The sequence below is a fragment of the Bradyrhizobium sp. Ken64 genome (genome assembly GCF_055807555.1).
Window position 1 is genome coordinate 44,195 of sequence record NZ_JBVVPA010000022.1, and the last position, 15,008, is coordinate 59,202.

Below are 15,008 nucleotides of genomic sequence, written 5' to 3' on the forward strand. Positions count from 1 at the left end.
GATTCCGGCCCAAATGCAAGGCTCGAATTCGCTTCGAGCCCCTTGACATCACAGCGCTTTCGGCAGAACGGCTGATGGACTTGTCATGGGCCGTTCATGGATTTGATTACCACCACCGCTGACCTTGCGGCTGCCTGCAGCCGGTTGGCCAAGCACCCCGTCATTACCGTCGATACCGAGTTCCTGCGCGAGACCACCTACTACCCGCTGCTGTGCGTGGTGCAGATGGCCAGCGCCGAGGAAGCGATCGTCATCGACACCCTGGCCGCGGGCATCGACCTCAAGCCGTTCTTCGAGCTGATGGCCAATGAGGCTGTGCTGAAGGTGTTCCACGCCGCCCGCCAGGACATCGAGATCATCTGGCACCAGGCCAACATCATTCCGCACCCGGTGTTCGACACACAGGTCGCGGCCATGGTGCTCGGCTACGGCGACAGCATTGCCTACGACGCGCTGGTCGAGAAGGTCACCGGACACCGTCCGGACAAAACCCACCGCTTCACCGATTGGTCGCGCCGGCCGCTGACCAAGGAGCAGATGCACTACGCCGTGTCCGACGTCACGCATCTGCGCGACGTGTTCGCAGCGCTCGATGCCGACCTCAAGAAGCGCCGGCGCAGCGAATGGGTTTCGATCGAGATGGAGGTCCTGACCTCGCCCAAGACCTACGACTTCCACCCCGAGCGCGCCTGGGAACGGCTCAAGACGCGGGTGCGCAAGCCCAAGGACCTCGCAGTCCTGATGGAGGTCGCCGCCTGGCGCGAGCAGGAGGCCCAGAGCCGCGACGTGCCGCGCGGCCGCGTGCTGCGCGACGAGGCCGTCAGCGACATCGCGACCCACGCGCCGAATACGATCGAGAAGCTCGCAAACCTGCGCTCCGTGCCGAAGGGTTTTGAGAAATCCAAATGGGGCGCCGACATCGTCGCCGCCGTCGAGCGCGGGCTGGCGCGCGATCACGCCACGCTGCCGAAGCTGGAAAAGCCGCGCAACAACAACAATGGCGCCGCGATCGTCGAGCTGTTGAAGGTGCTGCTGCGCATGACCGCGGAGCGCCATGCGGTCGCCAGCAAGGTGATTGCGACCGTCGACGATCTCGAGGAGATTGCGGCCGACGACGAGGCTGACGTGCCGGCGCTACGCGGCTGGCGCCGCGAGCTGTTCGGCGAGGCCGCCCTGAAACTGAAGCGCGGCGAGCTGGCGCTGGCGGTCGAGAAAGGCCGCGTGATCGGGGTTCAGCGGGCGGAATAGGCCCGATGCCTGGCTCTCGCCACATCGTCATTGCGAGCGCAGCGAAGCAATCCAGAATCTTTCCTCGGAGTCAGTCTGGATTGCTTCGTCGCTTCGCTCCTCGCAATGACGAGGTGAAAGCTGAAAGCTTCCCCCTACGCCGGCGTCAGCTTCGCCACTTCCGGCTTCATGTCGTCCAACACACCTGAAATCGCCGCGACCAGTTCGTCGATCTGGGCCTTGGTGACGATCAGCGGCGGGCAGATGGCGATGGCGTCGAGCATGTTGCGCGAGATCACGCCGCGTTCCTGCAGCATGCGGCTGGCCATGCCGCCGACGGCGCCCGGCGTTGCCGCCGCGGTTTTGCGCGCCTTGTCCAGCACAAGTTCGATCGCAGCGATCATGCCGACACCGCGGACCTCGCCGACCAGCGGATGGCTGGTGAGTTCACGCAGCTTGCCTTGCATGTAGCCACCGAGCTCGGCGGCGTGCGCAACCAGGCCCCGCTCCTCGATGATTTTCAGATTCTCCAGCGCAATCGCCGATCCGACCGGATGGCCACCCGCGGTGAAGCCGTGGCCGAGCACGCCGATCTTGTTGCTCTCATCGGCGATCGGCTCGAACATGCGAGCGTTCATCATGATGGCCGACAGCGGAAAATAGCTCGAGGTGATCTGCTTTGAGACCACGATCGCGTCGGGCTTGATGCCGTAGGTTTCGCAGCCGAACATCTTGCCGGTGCGGCCGAAGCCGCAGATGACCTCGTCGGCGACCAACAGGATGTCGTACTTGTTCAAAACCTTCTGGATCTTGTCCCAATAGGTCGCCGGCGGCACGATGACGCCGCCTGCGCCCATCACCGGCTCACCGAAGAACGCCGCGATCGTGTCCGGGCCTTCCTTCTGGATCAGCGCATCGAGCTCCTCGGCTCGCCGCGTTGCAAAGGCTTCCTCGCTCTCCCCGGGCGCGCCGTCCTTGTAGAAATGCGGTGAGCCCGTGTGCAGGATGTTCGGGAGCGGCAAGTCGAAAGAGCGGTGGTTGTTCGGCAGGCCGGTGAGGCTGGCGGACGCGATGGTGACGCCGTGATAGGCGCGCATCCGGCTGATCACCTTCTTGCGCTGTGGCTGGCCGAGCGCGTTGGAGCGATAGGCAATCAACTTCAGAACGGTGTCGTTGGCCTCCGAGCCGGAATTGGTGAAGAACACCTTGCTCATCGTAACAGGCGCGAGCGCGACCAGCTTCTCGGCAAGATCGATCGAGGGCCCGTGCGATTTGGCGGAGAACGTGTGATAGAACGGCAGCGCCTGCATCTGCTTGTGCGCAGCCTCGACCAGCCGCTTCTCGTTGAAGCCGAGCCCGACGCTCCACAGGCCTGCCATCGCCTCGAAATAGCGCTTGCCCGAGGCGTCGAACACGTAAGGGCCCTCGCCGCGTTCGATCACCAGGGGACCGGCCTGCTGATGGGCGCGCGCGTTGGTGTAAGGATGGAGCTGGTAGGCCACATCCCGGGCCTCTTGCGAATTGGGCAGCATGGACATTTGCAGGCATCCTTGAAAGCGTCACGTCGCCGGCGCGGCCAGCGTCATCACTCGATGATCTAGCTCCTTGGCTATTGCCACCGCGCAAAACTTGCAACGTCAATTCGTCGGCAGCAAGCGCTCAGCAGCGTTGCACAAAGCCGCACATCGGGCAGCTGTCACGCCGCGCCGTCGTCATTCCCGTCGCTGTCGGCGGCGGCGGCTTCCCGCACCTCCACCAGCGCCATCGAGAGCAGATACACCGTCGTGGGCAGACCAAGACGGCGCGCCGCCTCGGCGGCACGCGACAGGTCGCTTGCCAGCTCCTCGAGCTGATCTCCCCGTGACAATGTCCCACTCCATCCGTCGATTGCGGCCGCCTACACCGCAACGGCGCCGCTGGTTCTGATCAGTTCGGCGCTGGACTGGATTGTAGCAAAATTCCCGATCACATTCACTACCGCATGCTTGTAGGCGGCGGCATCGCCTGTTCCCGGCTGCCGGCAGGCGACGGCGTCGGCCACCACCTGGTAGCGATGACTGCGGTGAAACCCGTCGATAGCGGTGGCCAGGACAGTTTCGTCCAGGGAAAAGCCCGCGAGCACGCAACGGACATTGCGGATATTGGACATGTAGTCCACAAAACGCGCCGAACTGTAGGCCGACGGCAGCGGGTGCTCGAACGTCATCTCTCCCGGCCGCGGCTTCGCCTCCGCGATCCAATCGGTCAGCTTGGATGCCGGATTGAACCAGGCCGCCTGCGCGATGCGCTTCAGATGCATCACCGGCCAGAGATTGTCGCGCCAGAACGTCAGCAGTTCCACGCAGCGCGCGGTCGCGGCATCGCCGTCGAGGATGACGTGGCGACGTCCGGGGGTCAGGTATTCGACCTGGAGATCCGCGCAGACCAGGATCGGCGGATCGTCGGTGATGGAAACCAGCATGGTTTTGCGCGCAGCTGCACCAGTTTCAACGGCCAGCGAGCGCGACGTCCCGCAGCGGCGACGTCACGGCCCGTCCTGCCGAGGCGTCGAGCACGCCCGGCCGGTCCCAATCGCCCTCGGGGCGGATGATCACGTACGGATCGCTGTCCAGCGTAATGGCATCCGGGCCCGGTTCGATCTCCAGCAGCATTTCCGTGTAGGAGAAGTCGGAAAAGGTGATCTTGCGATTGTGACCAAGCGGCTTGGCGCCGAAATGGGCCCAGAAATCGACCAGGCGGTCCTGCGCCTGGCCGTAAATCTTGCGAAAGCCCTTGCGCTTCACATAGTCGACGCTCGCTTGTACCAGCTTGAACGAGACACGCGAGCGCCGATATTGGTGCCGCACCGCAAGCCGTTCCACCTTGGCGAAATCGCCGAAGAACCGCACCCGCAGACAGCCCGCAGGCTCGTTGCCGACATAGCCGATGAAATGCGCAGCGACCATGTCGTTGCCGTCGAACTCCTCGTCGAACGGGCAATCCTGCTCGGCGAGATAGACGGCTGAGCGGATCGAGGTGACCAGCATGAGATCGCTGAGATCGCGCGCGAGGCGAATGGTGATGGCGCGGGAATCGGGCTTCGCGAGCGGAATCCTAGTACCGTGCATCTGCAAAACTCCTTGCTTGAATGATCGCGCCCGGCATGCGCATCGGCTGCCGATGCCAGGGCCGCTCGTAGCACCACAGGTCGGGTTGGAAGCTTGGAACAGGCTCGAAGCCTGTCGCCTTCATGATGTCGCGGCCGGCCACGGTTGACGGCTGCGCATAGCAATCCGCGTTGCGAAACCTTAGCTGTCTCAGATGAGCCGCGGCCTTGCCGAGACCGGCGACGCCGCGCCCCGTCGCAGCGATCGCCCAGATGTAGATGGCGGAAACGTCCTCCTTCGCGGACGCGAGATGGCGCGTCTCCGGCGCGGTGAGGCAGATCTCGTCGAGCAGCAGCGCATCATGCCCGCGATCGTTGAGAAACAGGAAAGCCATGCCCCCGACGAGGTTGCCCTTCCGGCTGAAAGTCAGGATGCTCTCGGGATCGTAGGCGAAATATTTTGCAAGCTCAGTCGCCCCGATCCGAACGCCCGGCACCAGCCGGTGCGCCAGCTGCGAAAGCGCGGCGATTTCGGAAAATTGGGCGCGACGTACGTCGACATCCGGACTGAGCGGCAGCGCGTCGAAATCATGCCTTGCGGCAAACGAGCCCCTTTCCATACCCATGTCACCCCTCTATCGTTTGCGGCTTTCGTGCCCCGCTATGACCAAGAGCTTAGCGGCTGGGGATCAGGCGTATGCAACAGTTATTGCACCGGGGTGCTGCGGTGATGCAGCACCGTGAAGAAGCCCTGGATATGTCCTGGGACGATTTGAAACTGTTTTTAGCTTGCGCAAAATATAAAAGTTTCCGCAACGCCGCCGAGGAGCTCGGGCTCACCTCCACCACCCTGATGCGCAGGATCGACCGGCTCGAAGAGAGCATCGACTGCAAGCTGTTCCTGCGCGACCAGAGCGGGCTCACGCTCAGCGACGAAGGCAGCGCGATGATCGCCGACGTCGCGCACATGGAGCGTCATGCCTTCAACGTGTTCCGGCGTGCTTCGCGATCGTCGAACGATATGTCAGGCACCGTGCGCGTCGCGGTGACGGAAGGCCCCGGCAATTTCTGGATCCTGCCGCGACTGATCGACTTCCAGAAGACCTATCGCAAGATCACCGTCGACCTGCGCTGCGCGATGGAACAGGCCGACGTCGCGCGGCTCGAATCCGATATCGCGATCCAGCTCGAGCCGCCGACCAATCCCGATCTGATCGTCGCCAAGCTCGGCCGGCTGCACATCTATCCCTTCGTGTCCAAGGAGTACGAAAACCTCTACGGCGTGCCGGCGAGCCTGGCCGAGCTGAAGAACCACCGCATCATCAAGCAGAGCGCCCCGCAGGTCGACGACGGCGCTTATGCCCGCGTGCTCGGACTTGAGTCGCTCGAGGGCATCGTCGGGATCAAGACCAATTCCTCGGTCGGCGTGCTCTATGCGGTGGAGCGCGGCGCCGGCATCGGATTCCTGCCGACGGTTTCGATCGCGCTCGGCGCCCCGCTTGTTGCCGTCGATCTCGGCGTCAGCCACCACGCCGATCTCTGGCTCACCTATCACAAGGAATTCCGCGCCTCCGAGCGCCACAAGATCGTGGTCGATTGGCTGAAGAAAATCTTCGACCCCAAGATCCATCCCTGTTTCCGCGACGAGTTCATCCACCCGAACGCGCTGGCGCCGATGATGACGGCCGCGCGCGAGGGTTTTGGATTGGCGGGATATGTCGCGGCAATGCCGACTTAAAACTCGAGCACGATCCTTTCGTAAAACCGCGCCGCAGTTTTCCGGATCCTCCTCTGGGCCGACGCGGGCAGGCTTCGCCTCACCACCGATGTTCGAAGCCGACCGTGCCCTGATGCGACGTCAGCTCGTTGCGGAACTTGCCGTCGTAATTGACGTAGAGCCGCGCCGTGTTGGTCAGGCTGAGTGAGGCCGAGGCGCCGGCATCCATGCCGTAGCGGCTCTCGCCGATGCCGGGCACGACGATGCTCTGGGTCCCGAGGCTGACCTGCACCGATCCCAGGTTCTGATGGAAATTGTCGACGAACTTGCCATAGGCGGACAGGTCCAGGATCCTCTGGTCGAAGATGAAGTAGCGCCCGATCTCGGCTCCGATCATGACCCGCGCGCGCGAGAGCGCCGTCGAGCCGACATTGAGTGGATCGAGGCCGCCAACCTCCTGGAACGCGACGCTGGTGGCGCGGACATATTCCAGTGCGCCCTTCGGTACGACGCGCATCTGGTCCTTGGTCCAGTAATAACTGATCTCGGTCAGGGCGCCGTCGACTGCGGCGCGATAACCCGCGGTCGCAAGTCCCAGACCCGTATCCCGGCTCGAGCGGACCTTGCCGAAGCCGTGCACCAGGGCGAAAGCCCAGGTCCATGGGCCCTTGTCGACGGAGCCGCTGAAGCCGAGTTGCGTCAGGTCCAGCGTCGCAGACTGAAGTGCGAGCGGCACGTCGATGTCGGTGTGGCTCTGGTCGACGGAGAAGCCGAGATTGACACCCGGCGCGAGCCGCGCGCCGAAGCCTGCGACACCGCCAAACGTCTTGCGCTTGTCGCCGACAAAGTCTCCTTGCGCATCTGTCCGGACCGAGATGCCGTAGCCCTCGAACCAGGTGCGGTAGCGCGGATCTTCTGCGCCCGCCGATGCGCCGCCGCCGCCGGGATTGGTCCGAAACGCCCGGTTGATGCCGCCAGATGCCTGGTTGCCGAGCCGCTCCAGGAAATTCGAGCCGAGATTGAGCGCGCTGTTGCCGGCCGACTGGTCGTAATTGGTCGCTGTCGGCATCGGAATCGGCGTCGGTGACGGCGTGGGAGTCGGGGTCGGCGTGGGCGTCGGACTTTGCGCAAAGCCTGATGTCGTCGAGAGTACCACAATGAGCGCAAACGCCACGGCAGCCGCGATCCAACGGACGCGGTTCAGCCTGATCGCCTGCCGTGTCTCTGAGGGCTGCGAAATGCAGCACATGGCGACAAATCCCGAAGCAAAGGGCGGCGCCCAAAAATGCAACAGGAGCGGCGCACGCGTGCCGCGATTTGTGCCGAACTGTTACTGAGGGTCAACCGGCTGGCGCGTCCAGGCAAAGGCATTGCTTCCGATTGTGGTTCCGCGGCCACAGGTCGCAAATTGCGGTCGGGTACTCCGGTCGGCTCTTGAAATTCGCGCGCGGCTTGCTAACGGGCGATTTTCATGTTGCAATATCGGACACAATCGGAATTGGCCGCTCGACTGTGCGTTTCGCGACATTGAGACTCAAGACTCGAACAGACTACCGGAAGCCCGTTTGTGGCGTGGCACGCGAAAAGCGGCCGCGTCGTTTTTGTATCTAGCGGAGGAGACTGAGGATGCCGCAAAAGGGCACCGTCAAATGGTTCAACCCGACCAAGGGCTATGGGTTCATCAAGCCGAACGGCAGTGACAAGGACGTCTTCGTCCACATCTCCGCCGTCGAGCGCGCCGGACTCTCGACCCTCAATGAAAATCAGGTGGTTGAATACGACCTCGTGGAGAACCGCGGCAAGGCATCCGCGGAGAACCTCAAGGTTTCCTGATTTCTCTCGCGGTCTGCGCAAGAGATCATGACGTTGCCCCCGGCTCTGCCGGGGGTTTTTGTTGGGGATGAGAAGTATTCCGAGTGCGACGGCGCTTCACCGCACCAACGGTGCAACCAGAAAATTCTCCGAAGGCCCGCTGCCCGCGGTCTTGCACACATCGCCCTCGATCCGGACCTTGCCGGTCGCGAGCAGGCTCAGTGCTGCGGGATAGATGCGGTGCTCGACTTCGAGGATACGCTCCGACAGCGTGTCCGCCGTGTCGTGGTCGCTGACGGGAACCGCGCCCTGCATCACGATAGGGCCGGCATCGGTCTCGGGGATCACGAAGTGCACCGTCGCGCCGGACAGCTTGACGCCGGCGCGCAAAGCCTGGCCGTGCGGGTCGAGACCGGGGAAGGACGGCAGCAGCGAGGGATGGATGTTGAGCATCCGCCCGTACCAGGCCTTGGTGAATTCGGCCGTGAACAGGCGCATGAAGCCGCCGAGGCAAATCAGCTCGATGCCGTGCCGATCGAGCGCTGCTTGCAGCACCTTCTCGAAGCCGGCGCGGTCCTTGCCGAACGGCTTGCTTTCGATCACCAGCGTCTTCACGCTACTCGCTTTGGCCCTTTCCAGCCCAAGCGCATCGGCCTTGTTCGAGATGACGAGCGAAATCTCCGCCGGAAAATCCGGCGCGGCCGCGCCCTTGATCAGCGCAGCCATGTTGGAGCCACGGCCGGAAATCAGGATGGCGACGCGGCGTTTCATCACAGCGCCGGTCACTACAGCGCCATATCGAGATGGCCGTTATAGACGACGCGGTGCTCGCCCTCGGCCGGGATCACGGTGCCGAGCTGTGCCACGGTCTCGCCGGCAGCGGCGAAGACCTCGACGACCTCTTCGACCTTGTCCGGCTCGACGATCGCGATCATGCCGATCCCGCAATTGAAGGTCCGCAGCATTTCGAGTTCGGCAATGCCGGCCTGCGCGGCCAGCCATTTGAATACCGGCAGCACTGGCAGGCGCGCCAGATCGATACCGACGCCGAGATGCTTCGGCAGCACGCGCGGAATGTTGTCGGTGAAGCCGCCTCCGGTGATGTGGGCAAGCCCCTTCACCGCGCCGGTCTCGCGGATCGCGCGCAGGCAGGATTTGACGTAGAGACGCGTCGGCGTCAGCAACGCGCCGCCGAGCGTCATGACGGGCGCAAACGGCGCCTGCGCCCCGAAGCCGAGGCCGGATTGTTCCACGATCTTGCGCACCAGCGAGAAACCGTTGGAGTGCACACCCGACGAGGCGAGCCCGATCACGGCATCGCCGGCAGCAATGTCCTTGCGCGGCAAGAGCGTGCCCCGCTCCGCGGCGCCGACGGCAAAGCCGCCGAGGTCGTAGTCGCCGTCCTTGTAGAGGCCGGGCATCTCGGCCGTCTCGCCACCGATCAGGGCGCAGCCGGATTCGCGGCAGCCTTCGGCGACACCGGCCACGATCGACGCGGTCGCCTCCGGATCGAGCTTGCCGCAGGCAAAATAGTCGAGGAAGAACAGCGGCTCGGCGCCCTGCACCACGAGGTCGTTGACGCTCATGGCGACGAGGTCGATGCCGATCCCGCCATGCAGCCCGGTCTCGATCGCGATCTTGACCTTGGTGCCGACGCCATCGGTCGCGGCCACCAGGATGGGATCCTTGAAACCGGCCGCCTTGAGATCGAACAGGCCGCCGAATCCGCCGATTTCGGCGTCGGCGCCGGGACGTGCGGTGGCGCGCACCATCGGCTTGATCAGGTCGACCAAGCGGTTGCCCGCATCGATATCGACGCCTGAATCGGCGTAAGTGAGGCCGTTTTTGCGGTCGGTCATGCCCGATTTCCAGTGGGTTTGCGGCTGGTTACGTCGAATTCCGGGGACGCGCAATGGCTCGCATGGCGCGCCGCCGTATACTATGTAGAGATATCAACCGGTTCAGCCTCCAAAGGGCCGAATTCGAGGTCAGGCCGGGTGCCGGGAAGCGCCGTGTGAGTATACCGAACATCATTACTTTGGGCCGCATCATGCTGGTCCCGATCATCGTCTGGGCCATCGTGTCGAGCCAAATGGAGGTGGCGTTCGCCGTCTTCCTGATCGCCGGTATCAGCGACGCGGTCGACGGCTTCCTTGCCAAGCGCTTCAACATGACGAGCGAGCTCGGCGCCTTGCTCGACCCGCTCGCCGACAAGGCGCTGCTGGTCTCGATCTACATGGCGCTGGGCATCTGGGGCGCGATTCCGCGCTGGATCGTCATCCTGGTGGTCTCGCGCGACATCATGATCGTCGCTGCCGTGATCATATCGTGGCTGTTCGACCGGCCTGTGGAGATGAAGCCCTCGAAGGTATCCAAGCTCAACACTGTGGCCCAGGTGGCGTTCGCGGCGCTGGTGCTGGCCGCCCTCGCCTTCGGGTTCAAACCCGGTCCGTATGATATAATCCTGATGGGCCTCGTCACGGTCTTCACGCTCTCCTCCGTGTCGCTCTATCTCGTCGAATGGTTGCGGCACATGAGCACGATCGAGGCCAAATGAGTTGGGAAGTGGCCCCGTAAAAGGCCAACTCCCGCTCGATTAAGTCGCATCTCTTTAAACGAAGCCGGCACACCGGCACGGAGCAAAGCAAGCGTGCCAGGCCGCGTTCATCCCCGACAATTGGCGTTTTCGCTTCCGCATGCGGAGAGTCTGAGCCGGGACAATTTCCTCGAAGGCCCCGTCAACGCCGCCGGTCTAGCCCTCATCGACGCCTGGCCGGAATGGCCGAACCGGATCATGTGGCTGGCCGGCCCGGAAGGAAGCGGCAAGAGCCATCTCGCCGCGATCTGGGCAGAGGCTTCAGGCGCCCGCTCGACCACGGCCAATGGGCTGACCGCCGAAGCCGTCCCGGCTGCGCTCGTCACCGGCGCGCTGGTGGTCGAGGATCCCAAGGCCGGGGAATTCGACGAGCGCGCCCTGTTCCATCTGATGAATCTGGCCCGCGAGGACGGCGCCTACGTCCTCTTCACCGGGCGCGAGGCGCCCGCTTCTCTTGAGATCGAACTCGCCGACCTGCGCTCGCGGCTCCGCGCCGTCCCCGTTATCTCGCTGCTGCCGCCTGACGACCAGCTCTTCCGCGGCCTGATCGTCAAATTCTGCGCCGACCGCCAGCTCGCGGTGGACGAGAGCGTGGTCAGCTACCTCGCCACTCGCCTGGAGCGGTCCTCGGCCGCCGCCCGACGGGCTGTGGACCTGCTGGACAGCGAGGCCCTGCGCCTCGGCCGCCCCGTCACCCGGGCCCTGGCGGCCGAGCTGCTCCGGGAAGTCTGACCAAGGCGGCTTGACGCGGCCGGGCGGCGGAACATCAATGTCATCGAAACGTCATCGCTCTAACACATGCTCCCGCGGGTTTTGCGGCTAAGTCGCAAATTGGGGCGAACTGGATGGATCGACTTCTGATGGACTCTGCGCAAGCTATTGAAGTTAAAGAGAAAGCCCCGGAAGCCGAAGGCCCGCCGGCGATCGCGTCGAACCCCGAGCGGTTCATCAATCGCGAGCTCTCCTGGCTGCACTTCAACCGCCGCGTCCTGGAGGAATCGGTCAATCCCAGCCACCCCATGCTGGAGCGGGTACGATTCCTGTCGATTTCAGCGAATAACCTCGACGAGTTCTTCATGGTCCGCGTCGCCGGCATCAAAGCCCAGGTGCGCGAGGGCATTGCCGAGCGCAGCCCCGACGGTCTGACACCATCCGAGCAGCTCGCGCTCATCAACCGGACCGTCTCGCAGCTTGCCTCCGACCAGCAGGCGATCTGGCGCGACCTGCGCGGCACGCTCGCCGACGAGGGCATTGTGCTGGTCGAGGGCAAGGAGGTCACCAAGGCGGAACGAACCTGGGTCGAGGACTACTTCCTCAGCAACGTGTTCCCGCTGCTGACTCCGCTCGCGATCGACCCGGCCCACCCCTTCCCGTTCATTCCGAGCCTCGGCTTCACCATCGCGCTCCAGCTCACGCGCGCCGCCGACGGCAAGCAGATGAACGCGCTGATCCGCATGCCCGGCAAGATCGACCGCTTCATCCGCCTGCCGGCTGACGGCAAGGTGGTCCGGCTGATCTCGCTGGAGCAGGCCACCGCGCTGTTCATCAACCGCCTGTTCCCCGGCTACAATCTGCATGGCCAGGGCGCCTTCCGTGTCATCCGCGACTCCGAACTCGAAATCGAGGAAGAGGCCGAGGATCTCGTCCGCTTGTTCGAGACCGCGCTGAAGCGCCGCCGCCGCGGCTCGGTGATCCGGCTCGAGATCGATGCCAAGATGCCGGAGCAGCTGCGCAGCTTCGTGCAGCACGCGCTATCGACCGCCGACGACGAGGTGTTCCTGGTCGATGGCGTGCTCGCCATGAACGAGCTCTCGCAGCTCACCCGCCTCGACCGGCCCGACCTTGAATTCACCCCTTACGTGCCCCGCCATCCCGAGCGCGTGCGCGAGCAAGGCGGCGACATCTTCGCTGCGATCCGGCAGAAGGATCTCGTCGTTCATCACCCCTACGAATCGTTCGACGTCGTGGTGCAGTTTCTCCAGCAGGCGACGCGCGACCCCGATGTCGTCGCCATCAAGCAGACGCTCTACCGCACCTCGAGCAACTCGCCGATCGTGCGCGCGCTCGTGGAAGCCGCCGAAGCCGGCAAATCCGTCACCGCGCTGATCGAGCTGAAGGCGCGCTTCGACGAAGAGGCCAACATTCGCTGGGCGCGCGACCTCGAGCGCGCCGGCGTGCAGGTCGTCTATGGCTTCCTTGAACTGAAGACCCACGCGAAATTGTCAATGGTGGTGCGCCGTGAAGGCGGCAGCCTCACGACCTACGTCCACACCGGCACCGGCAATTATCATCCGGTGACAGCGCGCATCTACACCGACCTCTCCTACTTCACCTCGGACCCGACCATCGGCCGCGACGCCGCCCGCGTGTTCAACTTCATCACCGGCTATGCCGCGCCGAGCGATCTGGAAAAGATGGCGGTCTCGCCGCTGACCTTGCGCAAGCGCATCATCGAGCACATCCAGGGCGAGACCGCGCATGCGCGGCACGGCCGGCCCGGTGCGGTCTGGATGAAGATGAACGCGCTGGTCGACCCCGACATCATCGACGCGCTCTACGAGGCCTCACAGGCCGGCGTGCAGGTCGAGCTCGTGGTACGCGGTATCTGCTGCCTGCGGCCCGGCATTCCCGGGCTGTCGGAGAACATTCGCGTCAAGTCGATCATCGGACGCTTCCTGGAGCACGGCCGAATCTACTGCTTCGGCATGGGCCAGGGCCTGCCGAGCGCGAAAGCGGCTGTGTATATCTCCTCGGCCGACATGATGCCGCGCAACCTCGACCGCCGCGTCGAGGTGCTGTGTCCGCTGCAAAATCCCACGGTGCATCAGCAGGTTCTCGAACAGATCATGGTTGCGAATCTCAAGGACAATGAACAGAGCTGGCAATTGTTGCCGGACGGGTCCTCAACGCGTATGAAGACCGCGAAGGGCGAGGAGCCTTTCAACGTCCACAACTACTTCATGACAAATCCGAGTCTGTCTGGCCGTGGTAAGTCGCTCAAGGAATCCTCGCCGCGCCGCCTCACGCGCCGTAATGAACGTCATCAATCCTGATCCGGGATCGTCGACGTGAAGCGGCCGCGCAAGCGCGGCTCGAGCGTCGCGGTCATCGACATCGGCTCCAACTCGGTCCGGCTCGTCGTCTACGAGGGACTGACGCGGAGCCTGATTCCGATCTTCAACGAGAAGACGCTGTGCGGCCTCGGGCGCGAGGTGCAGAGCACGGGACTGCTTGCGCCCGACGCCGTCGACAAGGCGCTGACCTCGCTCAAGCGCTTCCGTGCGTTGTGCCGGGTGATGCAGGTCGGACGGGTGTTTGCGATTGCGACCGCCGCCTGCCGCGACGCCTCCAATGGCCCCGACTTCATCGCCAAAGCCGAGCGCATCTGCGCGGTGAAAATCGAGATCCTGTCGGGCTCGCGCGAGGCGCGGCTGTCGGCGCTTGGCGTGATCTCCGGCATCCATCATCCCGACGGCATCGTCGGTGACCTCGGCGGCGGCTCGCTCGAACTGATCGACGTGCGCAAAAACACTGTGCGCAGCGGCGTGACGCTGCCGCTCGGCGGGCTCGCGCTGCAGGACCTCGCGCACAAATCCCTGAAACGCGCCGACCGCATTGTGCGCGAAGCGCTCGACGGGGTGCCGCAGCTCAAGGCAGGGAGCGGCCGCAGCTTCTACGCTGTCGGCGGCACCTGGCGCGCGCTTGCGCGCATCCACATCATCCAGAGCGGCTATCCGCTCCAGGTGATGCACGGCTATTCGATTTCGGCTGCCGAGGCACTCGATTTCTCACGTCGTCTCCGCCGGCTTGCGGCCGCCGGCATGCTCGCCGACATCGAGATCGTCGCCGATGCCCGGCGTCCGCTCCTCACCTATGCGGCGCTGGTGCTCGAGCACATCATCCGGGTGGCGAAGCCGAAGACCATCGTGTTCTCGACCTTCGGCGTGCGCGAGGGCCTGTTGCACGAGAAGCTGCCGGACTCCGAACGCAACAAGGACGGACTGATCTGCGCGGCCGAGGAGCTGAACCAGCTGCTGTCGCGTTCGGCAAGGCACGCGCGCGAGCTGATCGCCTGGACCGACCGCCTCGCGCGCGTGGTGAAGCTGCGCGAGACCGCGGAGGACCGCCGCCTGCGCCACGCCGCGTGCCTGCTGTCCGACATCGGCTGGCGCGTGCATCCCGACCATCGCGGCGAGCAGACGCTGAGCCTCGTCGTCAACGGCAATTTCGGCGCGATCACCCACACCGAGCGCGCCTTCGTCGGCCTGTCCGTGTTCTATCGCTATGCGGGGCTCAGCGAGGAGAACCAGCCGCCGGTCGCCATGCAGGAGCTGCTGACGCCGGCGCAGCTCGAACGCGCCCGCCTGCTGGGCGCGGCCTTCCGCGTCGCGCATCTGATCTCGGCGGCTCGTCCGGGCGTCTTGCCCGCGACGCACTTCCGCAGCGTGGGCCGCAAGCTGTTGCTGGTGTTCGAGCACCGCCTCGGCGATCTCGTCGCGGATCGCGTCGGCAGCCGCTTCCGCGCACTCGCCCGCCTGATCAACCGCGCCGGCTCGATCGTGCGGCGGTGA

15 protein-coding genes are annotated in these 15,008 nt (G+C 64.3%); 7 read left to right on the forward strand and 8 right to left on the reverse strand.

All coding sequences use genetic code 11. The features are described 5' to 3' along the window. Positions 1–96: 96 nt before the first annotated feature. Positions 97–1,248: a ribonuclease D gene (gene rnd / locus AC0L2F_RS28950; protein WP_007609405.1), complete on the forward strand. Its 1,152-nt coding sequence runs from the start codon at positions 97–99 to the stop codon at positions 1,246–1,248. A gap of 134 nt (positions 1,249–1,382) precedes the next feature. Here rnd and AC0L2F_RS28955 read toward each other — a convergent pair whose 3' ends face one another. The 5 genes from AC0L2F_RS28955 to AC0L2F_RS28975 all read right to left on the reverse strand — a co-directional run bounded on the left by AC0L2F_RS28955 (position 1,383) and on the right by AC0L2F_RS28975 (position 4,938). Beyond that, on the reverse strand, positions 1,383–2,765 hold the full coding sequence (locus tag AC0L2F_RS28955) for an aspartate aminotransferase family protein (protein WP_007609403.1): 1,383 nt from the start codon (positions 2,763–2,765) through the stop codon (positions 1,383–1,385). Positions 2,766–2,923: 158 nt separating this feature from the next. After that, positions 2,924–3,094: a hypothetical protein gene (locus tag AC0L2F_RS28960; protein ID WP_007609402.1), complete on the reverse strand. Its 171-nt coding sequence runs from the start codon at positions 3,092–3,094 to the stop codon at positions 2,924–2,926. 30 nt (positions 3,095–3,124) lie between these two features. Next, positions 3,125–3,688, reverse strand: coding sequence for an isochorismatase family protein (locus tag AC0L2F_RS28965; protein WP_007609401.1), 564 nt, complete (start codon positions 3,686–3,688; stop codon positions 3,125–3,127). 25 nt (positions 3,689–3,713) lie between these two features. Further along, the gene (locus tag AC0L2F_RS28970; RefSeq protein ID WP_007591919.1) at positions 3,714–4,334 is read right to left on the reverse strand and encodes a GNAT family N-acetyltransferase; all 621 of its coding nucleotides are present in this window, start codon (positions 4,332–4,334) and stop codon (positions 3,714–3,716) included. Further along, positions 4,321–4,938, reverse strand: a complete 618-nt coding sequence (locus AC0L2F_RS28975) for a hypothetical protein (protein ID WP_007609400.1) — start codon at positions 4,936–4,938, stop codon at positions 4,321–4,323. The genes AC0L2F_RS28970 and AC0L2F_RS28975 overlap by 14 nt, the downstream gene beginning before the upstream one ends. Before the next feature lie 71 nt (positions 4,939–5,009). Between AC0L2F_RS28975 and AC0L2F_RS28980 the strand changes: the two genes are divergently transcribed. Beyond that, positions 5,010–6,050: a LysR family transcriptional regulator gene (locus tag AC0L2F_RS28980; RefSeq protein WP_473250743.1), complete on the forward strand. Its 1,041-nt coding sequence runs from the start codon at positions 5,010–5,012 to the stop codon at positions 6,048–6,050. A 79-nt stretch (positions 6,051–6,129) separates the two neighbouring features. On the opposite strand, the gene AC0L2F_RS28985 is transcribed toward AC0L2F_RS28980, so the two are convergent. Then, positions 6,130–7,278, reverse strand: a complete 1,149-nt coding sequence (locus AC0L2F_RS28985) for an autotransporter outer membrane beta-barrel domain-containing protein (protein ID WP_473250744.1) — start codon at positions 7,276–7,278, stop codon at positions 6,130–6,132. 377 nt (positions 7,279–7,655) lie between these two features. Here AC0L2F_RS28985 and AC0L2F_RS28990 point away from each other — a divergent pair, with 377 nt between their 5' ends. Next, complete coding sequence (locus AC0L2F_RS28990) at positions 7,656–7,862, forward strand: cold-shock protein (protein ID WP_007591938.1); 207 nt, start codon at positions 7,656–7,658, stop codon at positions 7,860–7,862. A gap of 96 nt (positions 7,863–7,958) precedes the next feature. Here AC0L2F_RS28990 and purN read toward each other — a convergent pair whose 3' ends face one another. Together purN and purM are read right to left on the reverse strand one after the other, a co-directional pair. Beyond that, positions 7,959–8,612, reverse strand: a complete 654-nt coding sequence (purN, locus tag AC0L2F_RS28995; protein ID WP_473250745.1) for a phosphoribosylglycinamide formyltransferase — start codon at positions 8,610–8,612, stop codon at positions 7,959–7,961. 14 nt (positions 8,613–8,626) lie between these two features. Then, positions 8,627–9,700 (reverse strand): phosphoribosylformylglycinamidine cyclo-ligase, encoded by a 1,074-nt coding sequence (purM, locus tag AC0L2F_RS29000; protein WP_007609393.1) that lies wholly within the window; start codon positions 9,698–9,700, stop codon positions 8,627–8,629. A 155-nt stretch (positions 9,701–9,855) separates the two neighbouring features. On the opposite strand from purM, the gene AC0L2F_RS29005 reads away from it, so the two are divergent. The 4 genes from AC0L2F_RS29005 to ppx all read left to right on the forward strand — a co-directional run bounded on the left by AC0L2F_RS29005 (position 9,856) and on the right by ppx (position 15,008). Then, positions 9,856–10,398 carry a CDP-alcohol phosphatidyltransferase family protein gene (locus AC0L2F_RS29005; protein WP_026233129.1) on the forward strand — a complete coding sequence of 181 codons (543 nt, stop codon included), beginning with the start codon at positions 9,856–9,858 and terminating at the stop codon, positions 10,396–10,398. A gap of 93 nt (positions 10,399–10,491) precedes the next feature. Continuing rightward, on the forward strand, positions 10,492–11,169 hold the full coding sequence (locus AC0L2F_RS29010; protein ID WP_063992677.1) for a P-loop NTPase family protein: 678 nt from the start codon (positions 10,492–10,494) through the stop codon (positions 11,167–11,169). A 128-nt stretch (positions 11,170–11,297) separates the two neighbouring features. Beyond that, on the forward strand, positions 11,298–13,490 hold the full coding sequence (locus AC0L2F_RS29015) for an RNA degradosome polyphosphate kinase (protein ID WP_473250746.1): 2,193 nt from the start codon (positions 11,298–11,300) through the stop codon (positions 13,488–13,490). A 15-nt stretch (positions 13,491–13,505) separates the two neighbouring features. Next, positions 13,506–15,008 carry an exopolyphosphatase gene (gene ppx / locus AC0L2F_RS29020; protein ID WP_473250747.1) on the forward strand — a complete coding sequence of 501 codons (1,503 nt, stop codon included), beginning with the start codon at positions 13,506–13,508 and terminating at the stop codon, positions 15,006–15,008.

Coding starts and splice junctions, on each gene's coding strand:
- rnd (WP_007609405.1), top strand. CDS start 97: ATGGATTTGATTACCACCACCGCTGACCTTGCGGCTGCCTGCAGCCGG.
- AC0L2F_RS28955 (WP_007609403.1), bottom strand. CDS start 2,765: ATGTCCATGCTGCCCAATTCGCAAGAGGCCCGGGATGTGGCCTACCAG.
- AC0L2F_RS28965 (WP_007609401.1), bottom strand. CDS start 3,688: ATGCTGGTTTCCATCACCGACGATCCGCCGATCCTGGTCTGCGCGGAT.
- AC0L2F_RS28970 (WP_007591919.1), bottom strand. CDS start 4,334: ATGCACGGTACTAGGATTCCGCTCGCGAAGCCCGATTCCCGCGCCATC.
- AC0L2F_RS28975 (WP_007609400.1), bottom strand. CDS start 4,938: ATGGGTATGGAAAGGGGCTCGTTTGCCGCAAGGCATGATTTCGACGCG.
- AC0L2F_RS28980 (WP_473250743.1), top strand. CDS start 5,010: ATGCAACAGTTATTGCACCGGGGTGCTGCGGTGATGCAGCACCGTGAA.
- AC0L2F_RS28985 (WP_473250744.1), bottom strand. CDS start 7,278: ATGTGCTGCATTTCGCAGCCCTCAGAGACACGGCAGGCGATCAGGCTG.
- AC0L2F_RS28990 (WP_007591938.1), top strand. CDS start 7,656: ATGCCGCAAAAGGGCACCGTCAAATGGTTCAACCCGACCAAGGGCTAT.
- purN (WP_473250745.1), bottom strand. CDS start 8,612: ATGAAACGCCGCGTCGCCATCCTGATTTCCGGCCGTGGCTCCAACATG.
- purM (WP_007609393.1), bottom strand. CDS start 9,700: ATGACCGACCGCAAAAACGGCCTCACTTACGCCGATTCAGGCGTCGAT.
- AC0L2F_RS29015 (WP_473250746.1), top strand. CDS start 11,298: ATGGACTCTGCGCAAGCTATTGAAGTTAAAGAGAAAGCCCCGGAAGCC.